The organism is Syntrophotalea acetylenica (assembly GCF_001888165.1).
Classification (GTDB): Bacteria; Desulfobacterota; Desulfuromonadia; order Desulfuromonadales; family Syntrophotaleaceae; genus Syntrophotalea; species Syntrophotalea acetylenica.
This window is the reverse complement of the sequence record NZ_CP015455.1, coordinates 2,686,832-2,703,968: the sequence shown is the minus strand read 5'-3', so window position 1 is coordinate 2,703,968 and position 17,137 is coordinate 2,686,832. Positions and strand designations below refer to the sequence as shown.

At 58.6% G+C, this 17,137-nt stretch carries 14 protein-coding genes and 1 pseudogene; 12 read left to right on the top strand and 3 right to left on the bottom strand.

Going from position 1 to position 17,137, the window contains the following annotated elements:
* Positions 1 to 83: 83 nt before the first annotated feature.
* Positions 84 to 1,109, bottom strand: coding sequence for a helix-turn-helix transcriptional regulator (locus tag A6070_RS12645; protein ID WP_072286107.1), 1,026 nt, complete (start codon positions 1,107 to 1,109; stop codon positions 84 to 86).
* 211 nt (positions 1,110 to 1,320) lie between these two features.
* On the opposite strand from A6070_RS12645, the gene A6070_RS12640 reads away from it, so the two are divergent.
* From A6070_RS12640 to A6070_RS12625, 4 genes are all read left to right on the top strand, one after another.
* Positions 1,321 to 2,097: a 4Fe-4S binding protein gene (locus A6070_RS12640; protein WP_072288000.1), complete on the top strand. Its 777-nt coding sequence runs from the start codon at positions 1,321 to 1,323 to the stop codon at positions 2,095 to 2,097.
* 193 nt (positions 2,098 to 2,290) lie between these two features.
* Positions 2,291 to 4,348, top strand: coding sequence for an LTA synthase family protein (locus tag A6070_RS12635; RefSeq protein WP_072286105.1), 2,058 nt, complete (start codon positions 2,291 to 2,293; stop codon positions 4,346 to 4,348).
* Between the two features lie 147 nt (positions 4,349 to 4,495).
* Positions 4,496 to 5,173 carry a response regulator gene (locus A6070_RS12630; RefSeq protein ID WP_072286104.1) on the top strand — a complete coding sequence of 226 codons (678 nt, stop codon included), beginning with the start codon at positions 4,496 to 4,498 and terminating at the stop codon, positions 5,171 to 5,173.
* A 1-nt stretch (position 5,174) separates the two neighbouring features.
* Positions 5,175 to 6,548 carry a sensor histidine kinase gene (locus A6070_RS12625; RefSeq protein ID WP_072286102.1) on the top strand — a complete coding sequence of 458 codons (1,374 nt, stop codon included), beginning with the start codon at positions 5,175 to 5,177 and terminating at the stop codon, positions 6,546 to 6,548.
* A 251-nt stretch (positions 6,549 to 6,799) separates the two neighbouring features.
* Here A6070_RS12625 and A6070_RS12620 read toward each other — a convergent pair whose 3' ends face one another.
* Positions 6,800 to 7,162, bottom strand: coding sequence for a Lin0512 family protein (locus tag A6070_RS12620; RefSeq protein ID WP_072286101.1), 363 nt, complete (start codon positions 7,160 to 7,162; stop codon positions 6,800 to 6,802).
* A gap of 486 nt (positions 7,163 to 7,648) precedes the next feature.
* Between A6070_RS12620 and A6070_RS12615 the strand changes: the two genes are divergently transcribed.
* From A6070_RS12615 to A6070_RS12605, 3 genes are all read left to right on the top strand, one after another.
* Positions 7,649 to 8,488, top strand: coding sequence for a glycosyltransferase family 8 protein (locus A6070_RS12615; RefSeq protein ID WP_072502098.1), 840 nt, complete (start codon positions 7,649 to 7,651; stop codon positions 8,486 to 8,488).
* A gap of 177 nt (positions 8,489 to 8,665) precedes the next feature.
* A complete protein-coding gene (locus A6070_RS12610) occupies positions 8,666 to 9,667 on the top strand; it encodes a UDP-glucuronic acid decarboxylase family protein (RefSeq protein WP_072287999.1) in 1,002 nt (333 codons plus the stop codon).
* A gap of 53 nt (positions 9,668 to 9,720) precedes the next feature.
* A complete protein-coding gene (locus A6070_RS12605) occupies positions 9,721 to 10,647 on the top strand; it encodes a glycosyltransferase family 2 protein (RefSeq protein WP_072286097.1) in 927 nt (308 codons plus the stop codon).
* A 254-nt stretch (positions 10,648 to 10,901) separates the two neighbouring features.
* Here A6070_RS12605 and A6070_RS12600 read toward each other — a convergent pair whose 3' ends face one another.
* Positions 10,902 to 11,375 (bottom strand): single-stranded DNA-binding protein, encoded by a 474-nt coding sequence (locus A6070_RS12600; RefSeq protein ID WP_072286095.1) that lies wholly within the window; start codon positions 11,373 to 11,375, stop codon positions 10,902 to 10,904.
* A 352-nt stretch (positions 11,376 to 11,727) separates the two neighbouring features.
* On the opposite strand from A6070_RS12600, the gene A6070_RS12595 reads away from it, so the two are divergent.
* The 5 genes and pseudogenes from A6070_RS12595 to A6070_RS12580 all read left to right on the top strand — a co-directional run bounded on the left by A6070_RS12595 (position 11,728) and on the right by A6070_RS12580 (position 17,112).
* Positions 11,728 to 12,231: a lysophospholipid acyltransferase family protein gene (locus A6070_RS12595; protein ID WP_145928213.1), complete on the top strand. Its 504-nt coding sequence runs from the start codon at positions 11,728 to 11,730 to the stop codon at positions 12,229 to 12,231.
* A complete protein-coding gene (locus A6070_RS12590; RefSeq protein WP_083558478.1) occupies positions 12,228 to 13,922 on the top strand; it encodes a ribonuclease J in 1,695 nt (564 codons plus the stop codon). The genes A6070_RS12595 and A6070_RS12590 overlap by 4 nt, the downstream gene beginning before the upstream one ends.
* 50 nt (positions 13,923 to 13,972) lie before the next feature.
* The gene (locus A6070_RS12585; RefSeq protein WP_072286092.1) at positions 13,973 to 14,764 is read left to right on the top strand and encodes an undecaprenyl-diphosphate phosphatase; all 792 of its coding nucleotides are present in this window, start codon (positions 13,973 to 13,975) and stop codon (positions 14,762 to 14,764) included.
* 84 nt (positions 14,765 to 14,848) lie between these two features.
* Positions 14,849 to 15,336 (top strand): annotated as a pseudogene (locus A6070_RS16805) (DNA translocase FtsK 4TM domain-containing protein); the annotation flags it as partial.
* A 3-nt stretch (positions 15,337 to 15,339) separates the two neighbouring features.
* Positions 15,340 to 17,112, top strand: a complete 1,773-nt coding sequence (locus A6070_RS12580; protein WP_461792037.1) for a DNA translocase FtsK — start codon at positions 15,340 to 15,342, stop codon at positions 17,110 to 17,112.
* Positions 17,113 to 17,137 lie beyond the last annotated feature (25 nt).

Below are 17,137 nucleotides of genomic sequence, written 5' to 3'. Positions count from 1 at the left end.
CAGGCGGAGCAGGTGAATGGAGAAAAAAGAGGATTGCTATCCGGCAAGGTTTTGCAGATACGTCATTGCTGAAAAAAGGCGGATCAAGGAAGCGGGATGCTGACCCGGGCGGATTTGAGGAAGGTTTTGGGGAGCACGCCGAAGCGTTTTTTGAAGGCGGCGCTGAAATGACTGACGTTGGTATAGCCCACGGTCCACGCTACCTGGCTGACGTTCAGTTCACCCTGCTCGAACAGCAGCCTGGCCTGCTGCATCTGGTGTTCCCGGAGTTGGCCGTATACCGTGGTGCCGAACAACTCCCGGAAGCCGGCTCCCAGCCTGTTCACTCCCATGCCTACCTGCCGGGCCAGCTCCGGCAAAGCCGGCGGACAGGCCGGATCCCGCAGCAGGATTTCCCGGGCGGTGAGAAGGCGCTCACGGTCCGCCGGACGCAGGGCGGTGCGGTGGGTCGCGCGCCCTTTGCAGGTTCCGAGCCAGGCCAGCTGCAGGGAGATGAGTTCCAGTGCCTTGCCTTCCAGAAACAGGCGGCCGGGCATGCCGGGCAAAGGGCCGTTGGAGAGCTGGCAGGCGACGATGCGGGCCGCCGGGTCCATTTCGCCCTGGCAGAAATAACCTTCGGTCGCCGTTCCTTCGACAACCCGCCGGAAGTCGGCCGGGATCAGATCCTGTTCGCCCTCCAGCAGAGCGCTCAGCGCCTGCCGCTCCATATGCACATGCAGGATCCGCATGCTGCGTTGCGCCGGGATTTCGACAACGCCCTCGGCATATGGCAAAAAGGCGATGCCTCCCTGGCCGGGGCTGTTGTATATTTCTCTTTTCGCGGGTGACGCACCCCGGAAGCTGTTGCGCATGTCCCCGGCCAGAACAATGCCGAAGTCGATGCAAGCATGCCTCTTTTCGTAGCGGAAGCGGATACCGGCCGCGGGGCTGATATCCACGGTGCTCAGCCAGAGCCCTTCCCGTAATCGTGTCTCGCGCACCTTTATTTCTTCCGGAGGATCCAGAATGGTCACCCCGGCGCAACAGCAGCTCCGGGCGACAGGCGTTGTGTTTTTGCGGCCTGCAACATCGCTTGTCATGTCCTGCCCTTGGATCGAGATTCCGGCCATGCCTGGTACTCCTGCGGATTTTTTCAGGATATAGTAGGGTTGCATGCGTGTTTCAGCTTCCCATAATGTGCCGGCCTGGTGCAAGATCCTTCCAGGTTTTATCCGTATGTTTGATGAAAACCTGTGATTTTTGACGAGGCTGGGTGCAGGGAGCCGGCCTTTAGAAAATGCATCATGGCATAAACCAAAACGAAAACAGGAGGGAATGTTCATGCCGAAGCTTCACCTGATTTATTTTTCTCCGACCGGTACCACCCGTAAAACAGTCACCGGCATTGCCGGGGGCATGGGCGCGGGGCAGACGACGACTTATGATCTGACGCTGCCGGACGCAATGCCTGAAGCCGTACTGAAGGACGGCGCGGCGATCATCGGCGTTCCGGTGTACGCCGGCCGGGTACCGGAGCTTTTTCTGCGGCGCCTGCGAGGTATTTCTTCGTGCGGCGTGCCTGCCGTGTTGGTGGCGGTTTACGGCAACCGTGCCTTCGAGGATGCCCTCGTCGAACTGCGCGATGTCGCAACCGCAAAGGGTTTCAAGGTCATTGCCGCAGCCGCGTTCATCGGTGAGCACTCCTTTTCCACCTCGACTCTGCCCATCGCCACCGGCCGACCCGACGGGGACGACCTGAAACTTGCTGCAGTCTTCGGCGAACGGGTCGCGGCTAAAATCGCGCGCGGCGCCCTCGATACGCCGATGATCGATGGCCAAACCCCTTACCGCGAAGGGATGAAAGCGGGTAAGATGGCGCCGGAGACCGACAGCGCTGCATGCACCCTGTGTGGTGCATGTGCGACGGCTTGTCCGGCGGGGGCGATCCGAGTTGCCGCCAGGGTGACGACCGATGCCGCGGGCTGCATCTGGTGCTGTGCCTGTGTCAAAGCCTGCAAAACCGGCGCCCGCACCCTGAACCCGCCAGGCATCGTGGCATTGCGGGAACGTCTCCACGATCAGTGCGGAACGCCCAAAGCGCCCCGGTTTTTTCTGTAGCCCGATTCATCTGTGCGTCTTGCCCGGATTTTGGCCCAAGATGACCAAATGGTAATGTTACCGTCATCTTGAGGTCACTTTGGTTTGCTATTTTCCTGAAAAGAATACGGTCCATTCCGTCGGGTAGCACAATTTGGCCGGTGGAAATCGTTGCTTGCATCTCCCGCAGCATCTATTTCGAGGGAAAATAGCCATGCCAGAACCGAGGTTCTTTGACAGGACAGCCAAACTGCCCGCTCGTTGCTGCTGCGCGGCTTTGGATGTGGTCGGACCGCTGCGTCCGCTGGTGAAATTTCTGGCGGTTGCCATACCGCTGCTCAGTTTGACGCGTCTGGGCATGGTCCTCTGGCAATGGCCGCGGGTACAGGCCGTCGACGGACTCTGGAAGGTGCTCGGTTACGGTATCCGCATGGACATGATCCTGCTCTGCTACCTGCTGGTGCCGGTCGCTTTAGGGCTGTTTCTGTTTCCGGTGCAATTGAACGGCGGGTCACTCTGGCAGAAACTGGCCTCGGCATGGCTGTCCTTCTGGATCGTTTTTATGGTGTTCATGGAGGCGGCTACCCCATCCTTTATCCTGCAGTACGATCTTCGCCCCAACCGCCTGTTTGTCGAATACCTCAATCATCCCAAAGAGGTGGCCTTGACCATCTGGGGCGGGTTCAGAATTCAGCTACTGATCGCGCTGCTGTTGACAGCGGTGGTGACTGCCGCTGTTCGCAGGATCTTCCGGCCGTCTGTCATGCCGGTGCGGCAGTGGAGCCTCGGCAAGCGCCTGGTGGTGTTCCCTCTGATTCTTTGCCTGCTGCTGATCGGTGGGCGCAACAGTTTCGATCACCGCCCCGCCAACCCCAGTACGGCGGCGTTTTCCAGCGATCACCTGGTCAATGAACTGTGTCTCAATTCCGCCTATTCGGTGCTTTATGCGATCTATCGTCTGAAGGACGAGACAGGCAAAACCAGAATCTACCCGAAAATGCCGCAGCAGGAAGTCGTACAGCGCATTCGGCGCGGCATGCTGCTGCCCCCGGACGCCTTCGTCTCTGACGAAATTCCCACGCTGCATCGGCAAAAACCCCTGGCTGTGCGGCAGCGGCCGATGAATCTGGTCATCATTCTGGAGGAGAGCCTGGGAGCGCAGTACGTAGGTGCCCTTGGTGGCAGACCCTATACCCCTGAGCTGGATAAGTTGGCCGGGCAAGGATTGTGGTTCAAGCAGCTTTATGCGACGGGAACCCGCTCGGTACGCGGTATCGAAGCGGTTGTTACCGGCTTTTATCCCAGTCCGTCGCGCAGCGTGGTGAAGCTGGGACTGTCGCAGAACAACTTTTTCACCATCGCCCGCATATTGAAGACCGCCGGTTACAAAAGTGATTTCATCTACGGTGGGGAGAGTCATTTCGACAACATGCGCGGCTTTCTTCTGGCCAACGGGTTTGACCGGGTGATCGATGAAAACGACTATCCGGCCCCGGATTTCCGGGGCACCTGGGGGGTTTCGGACGGTGACCTGTTCAAACGTGCCGACGAGGAATTCGATCGCCATGACGACAATCCTTTCTTCGCCCTGGTCTTCACCTCTTCCAATCACTCTCCCTACGACCTTCCGGAAAGTCCGGCTGCAAACCTGACGGCGGGAAAAGGCACAGTTGCCAATGCGATCCGTTATGCCGATTACGCGCTGGGCGAGTTTTTTCGCAAAGCCCGCGCCTCGAAATACTGGGACAATACCCTGTTTCTGGTGGTTGCTGACCACGACGATGTCGTCAAGGGACCCAGCCTGATTCCGATAGAGCACTTCCATATCCCCGGCCTGATTCTGGGCGGAGGCGTCGAGCCTGCCGTATACCGTAAGATCGCCAGTCAGGCCGATCTGGCGCCAACCCTTTTGTCAATGATGGGCCTGCATTCGGAGCACCCCATGCCGGGGCACGATCTGTTGCAGCTTCCCGGGGATTTTCCCGGCCGTGCCATCATGCAATACGGAACGACCCATGCCTATATGCTTGGCGACCAGGTGGTGGTGCATGCGGCCGACAAACCATCCCGGCAGTTTACCTACAGCGCCGGCACGCTTCTGCCCGTCGTTCATCCGGATCCGGAACTGGTCAGGGATGCTCTCGCCACCGCGCTCTGGCCGAGCCTGGCTTACCGGAACCAGCAGTATGCCCTTGGCGAGCATTCCCTGGAGCAGGTCCGGGTGAACAGCGACTCCAGGGCGCTGGCCCAAACCGGCAACCGGAAAAAGTGAGCGCATGTCGCCACAGATCTCTGGCGAGCGCCACGCCTGCGCCATTCCCCCTTTGCAATCCCCGGCAAGAGGCCCTAAAATAGGACCCGGGGAGCGGTTCTCCGCTCCCCGTCGCTTTTTATTGAGGCCGAAACACGGGGGAGGACCATGCGGATACTGCTGGTGGAAGACGATGTGCGAACCGCCCAGTTCATCAGGAAAGGTTTCAACCAGGCCGGGTTTGTGGTGGACAGTGCCGTGGACGGCATGGAAGGACTGCTGATGGCGGAGAACGGTGGTTACGATGTCGCCGTGGTCGATATCATGCTGCCCAAACTGGATGGCCTTTCGCTGATCGAGCGGCTGCGCCAGCAGCGCATCAATACGCCGATTCTGGTTCTCAGTGCCAAGAAAACCGTCGATGATCGGGTCCGTGGCCTGCAGACCGGAGGCGACGACTACCTGGTCAAGCCCTTCGCTTTTACCGAATTGCTGACCCGCGTCCAGGCCCTGTTGCGCAGAAGCCAGGCCCAGGAGAAACCGACCACCCTGAGCGTCGCCGATCTGACCCTGGATCTGGTGCGGCGCAAGGTTTTTCGTGGAGGTATTGAAATCGAACTGCAGCAGCGGGAGTTTTCGCTGCTGGCCTACCTGATGCGCAACGAAGGGCGGGTGGTTTCCAAAACCATGCTCATGGAGCACGTCTGGGATTATAACTTCGACCCGGAAAGCAATGTGGTCGAATCCCGCATCTGCCGCCTGCGCGACAAGGTCGATCTGCCGCGGTTCCGCAAGCTGATCCATACCGTGCGCGGGGCAGGCTATCTCCTCGAGGATAAAACCTAGCATGTTCCGTACTCTTGCCGCGCGTCTGACGTTCTTCTACACCCTCCTTTTCGCCGTGCTGTCGCTGGCGGTTTTCGAGACGATCGACAACAACCTGGAAACCAATCTGCTGCACCGCATCGATACGGAATTCAGCGGCGACGGCAGTGAATGCGTGGATATATACCGGGAGAACGGACTGGAGGGCCTCGCGCGGGAAATATATCTCGAAACGCAGGGCGAGGGCGACGAGAATGTTTTTATCCGTGTCTATTCGCCGGAATTCAAGGTCGTCGCCTCTTCGGACCTCCGCCGCTGGCAGGGCCTGCCACAACATACCCGGCAGCTGGAAGCGGCCCGCCGGGAGCGCTTCAAGACCATCTACCTCCCGGGAAATCCGGATCGGGTGCGGATTTTTTTTCAGGAACTCGGGGACGGCCATCTCATGCAGTTCGGCAAGATTCTCAGCGATGACGAGCAGCTTCTGAGCGACTTCCGCCGCGTATTTTACCTGTCTTTTGCGGTTATGCTGCTGGCAGGCATTCTGGTCGGCTTTTATGCGGCGAAGAGTTCCCTCAGCGGCATTCAGCGGGTCCGGCGCGGCGCCGACCAGATGAGTCGCGGGGACCTGTCGCAACGCATCGTTTTGCAGGGCGGCAGCGAGGAAATTCGTAATCTGACGTACAGCTTCAACCGCATGCAGGACCGCATACAGTCCCTGATCAGCGAACTGCAGAACGTCACCAACAATGTGGCCCACGATCTGCGCAGTCCGGTGACCCGCATGCGCGGCCTGGCGGAAACCACCCTGACCGGCAATCAGAGCCTGGAGGAGTATCGCGACATGGCGGGGGCGGTTGTGGAAGAGTGCGACCGCCTGGTCGGCATGATCAACATCATGCTGGAAATCGCCGAGACGGATGCGGGATTGCGGCCCCTGGCTCACCTGCCGGTGGATATCCGGGAAATGGTGCAGGACGTGGCGGAACTGTATTCCCCGGTTGCGCAGGATAAGGGCATCGTTCTGAAAACCCGGATCGCCGAGGCTTCCCTGATTGTGCATGGCGATCGGAGATGTCTTCAGCGGGCGCTCGCCAATCTGCTCGACAACGCTATCAAATTTACCCAGCCGGATGGCGTGGTCGAGGTCAGCGCCTCTTTCGAGAAGCATAGCGTTGTCGTGGAGATTGACGATAACGGACCGGGCATTCCCGCGGAAGACCTGTCCCGGATCTACGACCGCTTTTTCCGGGGTGACCAGAGCCGTTCAACCCCCGGCAACGGCCTCGGGCTGAGCCTGGTGCAGTCGATCATCCATGCCCACGGCGGACAGGTCGCCGTTGAAAGCGCGGTCGGTCGGGGTACCCGGGCACGACTCTCCCTTCCCCTGTCCTGACGTGCCAGAGAAAGCGATCCGTCGATATGCACCGCTCATGCATCGATGCGGAAACCCTTAGGCCTGGCCGCCACTGACGGTGAAGCGTCACGATTGGGCCGGATTTGCAGTCCCGGGAAAAATTTGTGGGGCGGCGTTGTTACAGGTGTCCTGTTAAACAACGAAACAGTTGTCGCAGGAATGATTCCACCGCGCAAGGAGGCTCCAGGCGGCGACAGGCCGTTTTTCCCGCAGCCTTGTCGCTAACGGGCTCAATCGATATTCACCGAAACCGTCAAAGACGCGACCGCCACCAAGATATTGTCTCCGCAACCCAGGGCCGGCACTTCGATGCCGCGGGTCGAAAGGCCCCCTTCGACCGCTTCAAATTCCCTGGATCCGAAGGGGATCTCGGCCAAAACTTCTTCCGCGACGATCTCGTTGGCCTTCGGACATCCGATTTTCACCGCGATATGCATCTCGTCGGGGTCTTTGATGCCGACGATATCGAACAGGCCGCACAGGCAACTGCGGGAAATCGCGTCTTTAACCGCTCTTTTGGCCGCCTTGGTCGGATCGGCGCCGTGCAGGTCCGCTCCGTACCCCAGTTCAACAACAAAACGTTTGTATGGCATAGTGTCCTCTCAAGGCCTCCCCGCGCGATCCTGCAAGCCTGCCGGAACCTGACATGAATGCCGTTTTGCGAGGTCTGCGGAAATGAAGTTGTCCTGGCCTCTTGGCAGCGCTTTGCATGCGCATCGGCCGATGGATCATCTCTGTCATTGCAGATCTCGTACCGGTTTTTTCAATGGGGGGATGAGTGCCATTGGGCGGTTTTCAGCGCGCGGCAGGACGATTGGTCGCGAGATTAGAAATCTTGACGATGCCGGCGGGGAGCGCTAGCTTCATGAAGTTTTGTTTTTGATAGAGAGATCCGCTTTTTGTTTAAACCAGGAGTCACTCGTGGAATGCATGGATGTTTTCTACGCCAGCGATGACGGGTATGCCCAGCATCTTTGTGTATCGATGGCCTCGGTGTTGCGTCATTCCCAATGGCCTGTTCGATTTCATGTCCTTGACGGGGGATTTCTGAGAGCAATAAGGCCGTTATCACAAAACATGTGAAAAAATTTCCTTATTCGGAAATCGAATTTATTGTTGTCGATAACGATTTTTTCAAGGATTTTCCCATCTCGGAACGTTTCACTGTTGCAAGCTACTACCGTTGCATTATTCATGAATTAAGACCGAATATTGACAAAGCCATATATCTTGATTGTGATGTCGTTGCGAGATGTTGTTTAGGTGAATTGTTCAATATCGATGTTACTGGATATTATGCGGCTGTTGTGGAAGATCCGAATATCATGATGGATGCCCGAAAGGGTTTACTCGATCTTCCCGACGACTGCCGATATTTCAATTCCGGAGTTCTGTTGTTGAATCTTCGGAAAATAAGAAAAGAATCCGTTTTTGAAAAAATAAGAGTCTTGATCAATACATATGAAGAACATTTGACTTTTCAGGATCAGGATTTGTTAAATATGCTTTTTTTTCAAAAAGTGAAATTTCTTGAACCTTCCTGGAATGTCATGGAGATCGTTTATCGAAATGGGGGGAGGTTTTGTCAGCACAGGTTTTACGCCAATGAGTTTTTTGATGATTGTGCCAATAATCCGAGACTGATACATTATGCCGATCGATCGACATTGTGGTTTAAAAAACCAAACACCCACCTGCATAAATTCTGGCTCGATTATTATCGATATCTTCGGACTACGGACTTTTACAGGTTTTTCTGGCAGTTTCCGGTTTTTTTGCTTTGGAGGACCTTTGTTACAAAAAAGCTGATGAAACAGCTCAGAAGGTGGCTTTTTCGCATTCATTTTACCGATAACAGTCAAATTGTCAGGCTGTTCGGGGTCTATATCATGAACCGATCCGGAACCATGTGCGGATGATATTGGAAAGTATCCATCCGGAAGCTCCGGATGGATACAGCGTGGTTTTCATATGGGGAACGAGTCATTTTTCGTTGTGGCAAGGAAATCAAGGGGTTGCGCGGAGGTGTACATCGGTACGCCGCACAAGCAAGCCTGCGGATTGACGCCGCCACGGCGGAAAAGGGCCGTTCCCGGATGAAAATTAGAAAGGGAGGGGAGATGGCGCGGATATTGGTGGCGGGCGGTGCCGGGTTTATCGGTTCACATCTGGTTCGCAGGCTTCTCGTGCAGGGTCACGAGGTTGTCTGTGTCGACAATCTGTCGACAGGGTTTCTGTCCAACCTTGAGGATGTGCTGGGTTTTCCGCAATTTCACTTTGTGGAGGCGGATATTAGCGAACCGCTGGATGTCGCGTTTGACGCCGCCTTCAATCTGGCCTGTCCGGCTTCGCCTCCGCACTATCAGCGTCTGGCGCTGGAAACCATCGAAGCCTGCACTCTTGGCGTGCGCAACCTGCTGTCGGCGGCGCTGCGCCAGGGCGCGCAACTGGTGCATGCGTCCACTTCGGAAGTGTACGGCGATCCCGAGGTTCATCCGCAACCGGAACAGTACCATGGCAACGTGGGAACCTTGACCGAGCGGGCCTGTTACGATGAAGGCAAGCGCCTGGCCGAAACCCTGTGTTATGAATATCACAAACGGGGTTGCTCGGTCCGGATTGCCCGTCTGTTCAACACCTACGGTCCCTTCATGCATCGGGACGACGGCCGGGTGGTGTCCAATTTCATCGTCAGCGCTCTGAGCGGCCGCCCCCTGACTGTCTACGGCGATGGTTCCCAGACCCGCTCCTTCTGTTTTGTCAGCGACACGGTGGAAGCCCTGTTGCGTCTCATGGCGCTGCCGGCGGTGCATCTGCCGGTATTCAACCTTGGCAACCCCCGGGAAATGAAGGTGATCGACCTGGCCAGGCTGGTATTGCACCTGACCGGCAGCGACGCCCCAATCCATTTTCTGCCGCCGGCAGCCGCTGACCCCGGGCGCCGCAGGCCCTGTATCGAACGGGCCCGCCGGGCACTGGACTGGCAGCCGCGCGTGTCCCTTGAAACAGGCCTGCAGGAGACCATCGGGTATTTCAGGGAGGTTTTGCAGGTCGCTGGTGACGGCTTTGAAGCGGCATCTTTTGTGGCCTGCCCTTGAGAAAAGTCCAATAGTCCGACGGACTGTGCGGTGCTTTGTTGCTGGAGGGGGATATGTTTGTCTCGGTGCTGATCAACAATTACAATTACGCGGACTATCTGGAGGACGCTGTCGCTTCGGTGTTGCGACAGAGTCACGGGGATTTCGAGATCATTCTCGTCGATGACGGCTCCACGGATCATTCCCGGGATCTGATCGGGGAGCTCGTGCGCCGCGATGCGCGGGTCGTCTCCTGCCTCAAGGCCAACGGCGGTCAGCTGTCCGCTTTCAACGCCGGTTTTGCCCGGGCCCGTGGCGAGGTGCTGTTTTTTCTCGATGCGGACGATCGCTACCATCCGGATTACCTGGAAAAAGCCCTGGCCGTTTATCGAGAGCACACCACGTGCGACTTCCTGTTCTGCGCCTACGAATGTTTCGGCAGCGTCAATGAGCCGGTGTTGCTGGATTATCCCGCGTCGCTGACGGACCTTGGTTATACCGGGCTGCTCACCTATCATCGGCGCACGTGGATCGGAGCGCCAACCTCCACTCTGTCCCTGCGCCGCTCCCTGGCGAAGCGGTTTTTTCCCATCCCCTTCGAGGAGGACTGGCGGATCTGTGCCGATGAATGCCTGATCCTGCTGGCATCCCTCTACCATGGCCGCAAATTCTGCCTCAACGAGCCCTGTCTGGGCTATCGGACCCACGGCGGCAATCATTTTTTCGGCCGCGACAGGCACCGGGACGCCGAGCTGCGCCGTAAACTCAACGCGGCACGGCTTGTCGCCCGGGCTGGCGAGGACCTGGGACAGTACCGTTATCTTGGCGGTACCGACCTGGCCCGCTTGCTGCTGCAGGAGGCAGCCACGGGCAATAAGAATCGTCGCCTGCTGCAGGCCTATGCCCCGGTGCTCGAACCGCTGCTGCCGAAACCCTTGCTGCGCCCCTGGCGCCGCCATCGAAAGCTGCGCCAGCTTGTGCAGAAAGCTCCGCTTCCCTGACGGGACAACCTGGCGGAACGAAAATTCAAATCCTGGTAAAGCAGATTTTTACCTCTGCGGTTCGGTTCCGGTCTCGATCTATGTTTTATTCACCCGAAGGATTTTTATTCGGCAGTAGCTGATGCACTTTAAAGTGACTTGGGTCATTTGTATCCTTATTTTGAGGGCTGTGGTATGAGCATTTTTTGTTAAGAACAAAGGCTGCAAGATTTTAATCTTGCAGCCTTTGTTTACACTTTGGAAAAAACCGGGAATTAGAAGGGAATGTCGTCATCCGGGTTGAAGGGCGGCTCTTCATATTCAGTCTGCCGGGGCTGGTTGTTGCTGCCGCCACCACTGCGTTCCTGACGCGGCTCGCGGCGCTGGTATCCGCCGCCACCACCACCACTGTTGTCGTCCCCGGCGCGGCCGAGCATCTGCATCTGATCGGCGACGATTTCGGTGATATAGCGCTTGTTGCCGTCGCGGTCTTCGTAAGAGCGGGTCTGGATCTTGCCTTCGATGTAGACCTGACGGCCTTTGGTCAGGTATTTGCCGCAGATTTCGGCGAGTTGGCGCCATGCCACGATGTTGTGCCATTCGGTTTTTTCCTGGCTGTTGCCGTCGCGGTCCTTGAATCGCTCGGTTGTGGCCAGGGAGAAGTTGGCAACGGCCGTGCCGGACGCCGTGTAGCGCAGTTCGGGATCTTTGCCGAGATTGCCGACCAGGATGACCTTGTTTACCGACATGAGCTGTAGCCTCCATGAGTTTTTATTTACGTTTGGTTCGTCTCGCGAGTCTAGCGGAAACGGGCGGGGGTGTAAAGTTCAAAAAGGTTTGACTCCCCTTGGCGAGGTCTCGTAAACTGGCGCGATTAAATGCTTATCGGGAGAAGAGGCCTATGCTGCGTACCTTGTTTTATATTGTCACGTTTGTCCCCTGGACCCTGTTTATTATGGTGACGGGCATACCCTGTTCTTTCATCCATGCCAATCTTCTGCATAGTTATGCGCGGTTCTGGGCCAGGATCAGTCTGTGGCTGGCCGGTGTCCGAATGGTGGTGGAAGGGCGGGAAAACCTTCCCGGGGAGCTGTGGTGTATATGCCCAATCACCAGAGCAATTTCGATATTCTGGCGCTGTTTGCCGGGCTGCCCGGCCAATTTCGCTGGCTGGCCAAGGAAGAGCTGTTCCATATCCCCCTGTTCGGCCTGACCATGCGCCGCGCCGGTTATATTGCCGTGGATCGTTCCAACCGCAAGAAGAGTGTGGAAAGCATGCGCCGCGCCATCGAGCGCATTGCGCAGGGTACTTCGGTCGTGGTCTTTCCTGAAGGGACGCGCTCGCCGGATGGTCATCTCAAGGATTTCAAGGCCGGCAGCTTTACCCTGGCGATTCAGGCGCAGGTGCCGGTGGTACCCATCGCCATTACCGGCACGCGGGACGTCATGCCGAAGCACAGCTGTTGGATTCGGGGCGGCAAGGTGACGGTGACGATTCTGCCCGCCGTGGCGACTGCCGGCCGGGCGGTGCAGGAGCGCAATGAACTGATGCAGCAGGTGCGGGAGCCCATCGCGGCGCTGGTCGAAAAGGCCTTGCGGTCATGACCGACATGCCGAACACGGGCTGGGGCGAAATCCCGGCGGACGCCGTGCGGATTCTGCCTCTGGGCGGGCTGGGGGAGATCGGCCTGAACATGATGGCGGTGGAGTACCTCGGGGAGCTGCTGCTGATCGACTGCGGACTCATGTTTCCGGAACCGTATATGCCTGGCATCGATCTGGTGATTCCGGATGTTTCCTGTCTGGAAGGTCAGACCGGCCGCATTCGCGGCCTGATCCTCACCCATGGACACGAGGATCATATCGGCGCCGTGCCGTTTCTGCTGGCAAAGCTCGGGTTTCCGACGGTTTACGGATCTCCGCTGACCCTTGGTCTGCTGCGTCACCGGCTTGAAGAGCACGAGCTTCTCGGCCAGGCTTCTCTGGTGGAAGTGCAACCCCGCCAGGCCCTGGATCTCGGTGTCTTTCATGTCGAAGTGTTTCGCGTCGCCCACTCCATTGTCGATGGACTCGGAGTGGCGATCCGCACCGCCATGGGATGGATTGTCCACACCGGCGATTTCAAACTGGACCAGACGCCGGTTGATGACCAGCCGACGGACCTGGTGCGGCTGGCAGCTTATGGGGAGCAGGGCGTTCTGCTGCTGATGTCCGACTCCACCAATGTGGAGAAAAAGGGGTTTACCCTTTCCGAGCGGGAAGTCGCGGCAGCCTTCGCCGAGATCGTGCCCCGCGCCAAGGGAATGGTGGCGGTTGCGACTTTTTCATCGAATATCCACCGCATTCAGCAGGTCGTGCAGGAGGCTGTGCGCTGCGGGCGCAAGGTGGCGATTGCGGGGCGCAGCATGGTAGCCAACACCCGCATTGCCCGGGAGCTGGGATATCTTGACATCCCCGATGATGTGCTGATCGAGCTGCGCCAGGCGCGGGATCTGCCGCGACATCGGCTGCTGCTGCTCACCACTGGCAGTCAGGGGGAGGCGCAGAGCACCCTGGTGCGGATGGCCATGGAGGAATTCAGGGCGTTGCCGCTGGAACCGGGCGATACCGTGATCCTCTCCTCCAAATTCATTCCCGGCAACGAAAAGGCCATCAATCGCCTGATCAATCATCTGTACCGGCGCGGCGCAGAGGTTTTTTACGAAACCACCAGCGAGGTTCATGTATCGGGCCATGCCAGCCAGGAAGAGCTCAAGATTGTGCTGTCGCTGGTGTGCCCCCAAAACTTCGTGCCGGTGCATGGCGAATACCGGCATCTGGTCCGGCACGCTGAACTGGCACGCGGCATGGGGGTGCCCGCGGAGCGGGTGACGGTGCTGGAAAACGGCTGCCCGCTGGTGGTTTCCGCCGCCGGTCTTTCGCGGGAGCCTCGCCTTGAGACCGGCCGGGTACTGGTCGATGGCCGCGGCGTCGGCGATGTCGGCCTCATGGAGCTGCGGGACCGGCGCCACATTGCCAACCACGGTCTGGTGGTGGTGCTGCTCGCCGTCAGCCCCGTGGACGGCCGCATACTTTACGGTCCCGAGCTTTTGTCCCGCGGGTTTGTTGCCGAGGAGGAAACGGATATTCTCGATCTGGCCCGTCGGCAGGTTTGTGACATGCTTGCCGGCATGGCGCCGGAAACGGCGACCGAGCAGGAGACCCTGGAGGTGGAAGTGCGCAAATGTCTGCGGCGCTTTTTCAACCGTACGGTCGAGCGGCGACCTCTGATTCTGCCGATTATTCTTGAACAATAGTCCCGTCCGGCCGGGCGGCGATGTACCCTTCGAATCAAAAGAGAGTGTCAATGAGTTTTCTGCATGCTATGGTGTTGGGCCTGCTCCAGGGTCTGACGGAGTTTCTGCCGGTGTCCTCCAGCGGCCACCTGGTCATCGCGCAGCATCTGCTGCCGGGTTTCGATCAGCCGGGGGTCTTGTTCGACGTGCTGCTGCATGGCGGCACCATGGCGGCGGTGGTGGTCTATTTCTGGCGCGATTGCCGCAACCTGGCCACGGCTTGTTTTGTTCAACACGACGAGGCGCATCAGTATCGTCATCTGTTGCGGTTGCTGGTGATCGGCTCGATACCGGCGGCGATTGTCGGTCTGAGCTTCAAGGAGTTTTTCATCGGGGCATTTGACAACCTGTTGCTGGTGTCGAGCATGCTGATGGTTACCGGATGTCTGCTGTATCTGTCCGAGCGCTTTCGCAAAAACGGGCGCGACGCAGGCAGACTGCGTGTCCGGGATGCCCTGATTGCCGGTGTGGCCCAGGCCGGCGCCATCATGCCCGGCATTTCACGGTCTGGGTCGACCATATCCGCGCTGCTTTTCCAGGGGGTTTCCGGTGAAACGGCGGCGCGATTTTCCTTTTTGATGGCGCTGCCGGCCGTGCTTGGCGCGGCATTGCTGTCCCTGTCTGATCTGCAGGCGGTGCGGTCCGCCGATATCCCGGTCTATGCCGTGGGTACCTGCATGGCCTTTGTCAGCGGCCTGGCATCCATTCATCTGCTGCTGGGCGTGGTGCGCCGCCGACGCCTTTATGCTTTTGCTCTGTATTGCTGGGTGGTGGGAGGTATATTTTTTGCTGTATCCCTTTAAGGTCCCTGACGGTTCGATTTCCGTGGCCAGCTGCAAAGAAGCGGTTTTCGGCAATCACCAACCGCATCGGGACGGAGGAGTATCATGAGCAAGGAACAGACAGGCAAACAGGCGGCTACGTTCAGGGAGCGCTTCCAGCGGGAGTTGCTCGGCTTGTTCTGGCTGGCCACCGGACTGTTTCTGGCTCTCGCCCTTGTTTCTTTTCAGGCTGGTGATCCATCCCTCAACAACGTTTCCCGCGCGGGGGACGTGCACAATCTGGGCGGGTTTGTCGGTTCTTGTCTGGCCGACCTGTTGTTCCAGGGGTTCGGGTTTGCCGCGCTGCTGCTGCCCGTTGGCGCTTTCGGCCTGGCCTGGCACTCATTCGCCTGCAAGCCCCCCGCTTTCAATGGCTGAGGGTGGCGGCGTTTTTCTGCATGCTTCTGTCGCTGGACGGTCTTATCTCTTTGCAATTCCACGGTGCGTCCTGGTTCGGCGAGCCGATCGGCGAGGCGGGAGGGTTGGCCGGAAGGATGCTGGCCAATCTGTTTACGGCGGGGGTCAACACTGCTGGCGCGGTGATCCTGCTGACCGTCATGTTACTGGTTTCGCTGATGGTGGCGGTGCGCTTTTCCCTGGTTTTGATGGTGAGCCGGGGGGTCGACCGCTGGCGCGGCTTTCTGCAAAGCCTCCGGCGGCAATGGTCGGCACGCAAAGCGCGGATGCCGGAAAAACCGGCCAGGATTGTCGAGGGGCCGGTCATCGCGCCCATGGAGAAACCCGTTTCCTTGCCGTCGAAACCTAAAACAAAACCTCTTGCCAAGCCTGTCCAGGAGAGTTTCGATTTTATCGAGAGCACCGGCAGTTATCAGCGGCCGCCGCTGAATCTGCTGGATCATGAAGAGGACGGCGGGGTGCCGGTGGATCGCGAGGCGCTGGCCAGCAACGCCCGCACTCTGGAGAAAAAGCTCAAGGACTTCGGTGTCGACGGTGCCGTGACCGAGGTCAAGCCGGGGCCGGTGGTGACCATGTACGAGTTCGCGCCGGCGCCGGGGGTCAAGGTCAATAAAATTGCCGGCCTGGCGGACGATCTGGCCATGGCTCTGTCGGCCATCGCCATTCGCATCGTGGCGCCGATACCGGGCCGTCCGGTGGTTGGCATCGAAATCCCCAACAAACAGCGGGAAACGGTATATCTGAAAGAGATTCTCACCGCCGAGACTTTTCAGAAGTTCGGCGGGCGGCTGCCCATGGCGTTGGGCAAGGACATTTTCGGCCACACCGTGGTTTCCGATCTGGCCAAGATGCCGCATCTGCTGGTGGCCGGAGCTACCGGCAGCGGCAAGTCGGTGTCCGTCAACACCATGATTCTGTCCCTGCTGTACTGCGCATCGCCGGAAGATGTGCGGATCATTCTCATCGATCCCAAAATGCTGGAGCTGTCCATTTACGAAGGCATTCCCCATCTGCTGCTGCCGGTGGTCACCAATCCCAAAAAGGCGGCTCTGGCCTTTGCCTGGGCGGTGCGTGAGATGGAGCGGCGCTATCGGCTGATGGCCGACAAGGGCGTGCGTGATATCGACGGCTATAACAAGCGCTTGCAGCAGGAGGCGCAAAAGGCGCCAGCTGCCGAGGCGCAGGCGGAGGCGGAGGCGGAGGCAGAGGGTGCGGAGGAGATGCCGGTCGAGGTCGTCGCCGACGGTGAAGTGCTCGATCACGGTCATCTGCCGCGCATCGTGGTGATTGTCGATGAGCTGGCGGACCTGATGATGGTGGCGGGCCGCGAGATCGAGGAATCCATCGCCCGCCTGGCGCAGATGGCCCGCGCCGCCGGCATTCATCTTATCCTTGCAACGCAGCGCCCGAGCGTCGATGTCATTACCGGCCTGATCAAGGCCAATCTGCCGACCCGGATATCCTTTAAGGTCTTTTCCCGTATCGACTCGCGTACCATTCTCGACCAGATGGGGGCCGAAAACCTTCTGGGCATGGGGGACATGCTGTTTCTGCCGCCGGGCACCGGGGCGCTGCAACGGGTTCATGGCGCTTTTGTTTCGGAACGTGAGGTCAAGCTGGTGGTCGACTTCCTGTCCCACCACGGCAAACCCCAGTATGATTCCTCGATCCTCGAAACGCCTGCGGGAGATGCCGGTGGCGGTAGTGATGAAGAGGAGGTCGACGAAAAATGGGACGAAGCTCTGGCCATGGTGGCCGATACCCGCCAGGCCTCCATTTCCATGCTGCAGAGACGTCTGCGGGTGGGCTATAACCGGGCCGCGCGCATGATCGAAAAGATGGAGCAGGAGGGGATCGTCGGCCCCTCCGATGGCACCAGTCGGCCGCGCGAGGTGTATATCAACAAGCTTTAGACAGGTGCGCGTTCTTTAGTGGACC

Excerpts from the sequence above, each read along its gene's own strand:
- A6070_RS12595 (WP_145928213.1), top strand. The coding sequence starts at position 11,728 with ATGCCCAATCACCAGAGCAATTTCGATATTCTGGCGCTGTTTGCCGGG.
- A6070_RS12585 (WP_072286092.1), top strand. The coding sequence starts at position 13,973 with ATGAGTTTTCTGCATGCTATGGTGTTGGGCCTGCTCCAGGGTCTGACG.
- A6070_RS12625 (WP_072286102.1), top strand. The coding sequence starts at position 5,175 with ATGTTCCGTACTCTTGCCGCGCGTCTGACGTTCTTCTACACCCTCCTT.
- A6070_RS12640 (WP_072288000.1), top strand. The coding sequence starts at position 1,321 with ATGCCGAAGCTTCACCTGATTTATTTTTCTCCGACCGGTACCACCCGT.
- A6070_RS12630 (WP_072286104.1), top strand. The coding sequence starts at position 4,496 with ATGCGGATACTGCTGGTGGAAGACGATGTGCGAACCGCCCAGTTCATC.
- A6070_RS12610 (WP_072287999.1), top strand. The coding sequence starts at position 8,666 with ATGAAAATTAGAAAGGGAGGGGAGATGGCGCGGATATTGGTGGCGGGC.
- A6070_RS12645 (WP_072286107.1), bottom strand. The coding sequence starts at position 1,109 with ATGGCCGGAATCTCGATCCAAGGGCAGGACATGACAAGCGATGTTGCA.
- A6070_RS12580 (WP_461792037.1), top strand. The coding sequence starts at position 15,340 with ATGTTACTGGTTTCGCTGATGGTGGCGGTGCGCTTTTCCCTGGTTTTG.
- A6070_RS12620 (WP_072286101.1), bottom strand. The coding sequence starts at position 7,162 with ATGCCATACAAACGTTTTGTTGTTGAACTGGGGTACGGAGCGGACCTG.
- A6070_RS12635 (WP_072286105.1), top strand. The coding sequence starts at position 2,291 with ATGCCAGAACCGAGGTTCTTTGACAGGACAGCCAAACTGCCCGCTCGT.
- A6070_RS12605 (WP_072286097.1), top strand. The coding sequence starts at position 9,721 with ATGTTTGTCTCGGTGCTGATCAACAATTACAATTACGCGGACTATCTG.
- A6070_RS12600 (WP_072286095.1), bottom strand. The coding sequence starts at position 11,375 with ATGTCGGTAAACAAGGTCATCCTGGTCGGCAATCTCGGCAAAGATCCC.
- A6070_RS12590 (WP_083558478.1), top strand. The coding sequence starts at position 12,228 with ATGACCGACATGCCGAACACGGGCTGGGGCGAAATCCCGGCGGACGCC.